Raw genomic sequence first — 1,458 nt, 5'->3', positions numbered from 1 at the left:
GGTCAGTTTGAGATGCGATGGCTGGTTTTCTTCATGCACCGTGTTTGAGACAAACACCGAAGACAGACGGTCAAAAGTGATCTTGCCATCGGCTTTTGGATAGTCTGGTTTAAAGCTCACCGCATCGACAGTTTTCAGTGCGCTGAAATCCGGGACCAGGTCATGCAGGGTAAACGGCACTTTAAACAGGTTCTGGTCAATAAAGTTAAATGCACCGCCGCCCCATTGACCGAACTTGTGCATCGCCGGGCCAAAGTTACGTGCGTTGTACAGCTCTTCTTTCAGCCAGCTGTTGTTAAACTTGTCGGTATAAGTAGTGAGTTCTTTGGCAAAGAAATCTTCACCTTCAGTCAAACGCGCATAACCGAGATCACCGCCTTTTTCCACACCCGCCGCAATTGCTTCAAACACCGCTTCAGCACATAACATGCCAGACTTCATTGCGGTATGAGAACCCTTAATCTTGGCAAAGTTCAGGAAGCCCGCGTCATCACCAATCAGACAGCCGCCTGGGAAAGTCAGTTTCGGCAATGAGTTAAAACCACCTTTGACGACCGCACGCGCACCATAAGAAATACGCTTACCACCTTCCAGATACTGTTTGATTAACGGATGGGTTTTCCAGCGCTGCATTTCCATGAACGGGAACATGTGCGGATTCTCATAAGATAAATCCACGATCATGCCCAGTGTCACCTGATTGTTCTCGGCATGGTACAACCACCAGCCACCAGAAGATGCCGTTTCCGCCAAAGGCCAGCCGGCACCGTGCATCACCAGACCCGGCTTGTGCTTGGCTGGATCAATTTCCCAAAGCTCTTTAATGCCGATGCCGTAGTGCTGCGGATCCGCCTCTTGATCCAGATTGAACTTCTGGATTAAACGCTTACCGAGATGACCACGGCAGCCTTCAGCAAACAGCGTGTATTTGGCATGCAATTCATAACCCGGCGCAAAGTTATGCGTCGGTTGACCATCCTTGCCAATGCCCATGTCACCAGTCTGGATGCCTTTGACCGTATCATCTTCATGATAGAGCACTTCCGCAGCAGCAAAGCCCGGGAAGATCGACACTTCCAGTTCTTCGGCTTTCTGGCCTAACCAGCGCACTACATTGCCCAACGACACCACATAGTTGCCGTCATTGTGCATGGTTTTTGGCACCATCCAGTGTGGTGCTTCCTTGTGCGTACTGTCCGACATCAGGAAATAGGTTTTATCTTCCGTCACCGGCACATTCAACGGCGCGCCCTGTTCTTTCCAGTCGGGGAACAGTTCATTCAGTGCACGGGGTTCAAGCACAGCACCCGAGAGGATATGCGCACCCACTTCAGAGCCTTTTTCAACCACACAGACGGAGAGGTCTGCCAGGTTGTTTTCGATTGCTAATTGACGGATGCGAATCGCGGCGGAAAGACCTGCAGGTCCGGCACCAACGATGACGACATCAAACTCCAT

The 1,458-nt window shown here is 51.0% G+C and carries 1 protein-coding gene; it reads right to left on the bottom strand.

What is annotated here, in order from left to right:
* Positions 1 to 1,458 (bottom strand): electron transfer flavoprotein-ubiquinone oxidoreductase (locus tag PAE54_RS12390; RefSeq protein WP_326519658.1); only part of this gene is annotated, 1,458 nt, incomplete at both ends.

It is taken from the genome of Acinetobacter minutum, assembly GCF_035916735.1.
Taxonomy (GTDB): domain Bacteria; phylum Pseudomonadota; class Gammaproteobacteria; order Pseudomonadales; family Moraxellaceae; genus Acinetobacter.
The sequence above is the reverse complement of the archived record's forward strand: the minus strand, read 5'-3'. Positions and strand labels throughout refer to the sequence as shown.